The organism is Paenibacillus lacisoli, assembly GCF_030580655.1.
Taxonomy (GTDB): Bacteria; Bacillota; Bacilli; order Paenibacillales; family Paenibacillaceae; genus Paenibacillus; species Paenibacillus lacisoli.
The window spans coordinates 1-998 of record NZ_JAUQTB010000044.1; the positions used below are offsets into that span (position 1 = coordinate 1).

Here is a 998-nt window from a genome sequence, read left to right on the forward strand (position 1 = left end):
TCACTCGTCCCCTCGTTTGTTTTCATTTTATTTCATACGAGGGTGTTTATCGACTGCATTTTTATCGTAGCACTCCAAACCTTGAAAGGCATAAAGCCAATCAAGATCTCTCTCAACATTTACATCATTTCTTGCCTGACGTTTGCTTTATATATTTTTCATACCAATCAGGCCGTTGCTGTTTAATTAGAGATAGTGCTTCAGTTAATGCAACACCATTTAGACAGGCTAGTTTTTCATAATCAACTTTTGCTTTTCTTAGCCAAATCTGACCCAGTGACTCACCACAGCTTGCAGAAATCATTTCGTCAATGTCCCTACTGTTTGAAACTTTGATTAAAGTATCAATTGTTTCCTCATCATCGAAATGGTTTCCAAGCTCAATTGCGGCATCATCCTTGTCTGCCTCACTGGATGTAGGGTCAAGTAAGATTTCAATTAACATTGTTTTATTCAACTTGTCACTTCCCTAATGGAATATGTGTACCAACATCTCGCCCACCCGTTTGACCAGTAAAGGGATTTATATACGTCCCCTTATCATCTAGTCTAGCATCAAAACGAGGCTGATTGCTTCCCGCTCCTAAGCCTTCTCGTGTACTTGCTTCCGGCTTTAGTTTCAGCCTCCAACTAAATGTACCATCAGCATTTTTTACACCCCATTGTTCGACACCGCCTGCAGTATCTTGTCTTACCCAACCTTTTCCTTCTGCCCAAGACCTTAAGTTAGCAGTGTTATCTGCTAATTTGCCAGTGTCTTTGACTAGAGCATTTCCCGCACCCTTACCTCGATATTTAGCCCAGCTTCTGATGTCACTAGCAGTCGGAGGGGTTGAAAGTTTGTACTTATAACTACTGCTGCCAGTGCTAAAACTAGATTGTCCTGACTTTACCGTAAATCTATTTCCACCCGGCATAGCGCGTAAGGAACCATTGACCCCACCGCCGCTTCTGCCTCTAGGACCGCCTAGATTCCCACCCGTACAGTTATGCGTCCA

Annotated in this window: 2 protein-coding genes; both read right to left on the minus strand. The window is 42.8% G+C overall.

What is annotated here, in order from left to right; genetic code table 11:
- Positions 1-124: 124 nt before the first annotated feature.
- The gene (locus Q5741_RS21520; protein ID WP_305026147.1) at positions 125-457 is read right to left on the minus strand and encodes a hypothetical protein; all 333 of its coding nucleotides are present in this window, start codon (positions 455-457) and stop codon (positions 125-127) included.
- Between the two features lie 4 nt (positions 458-461).
- On the minus strand, positions 462-998 hold a 537-nt coding region (locus tag Q5741_RS21525; protein WP_305026148.1), incomplete at its 5' end, for a hypothetical protein.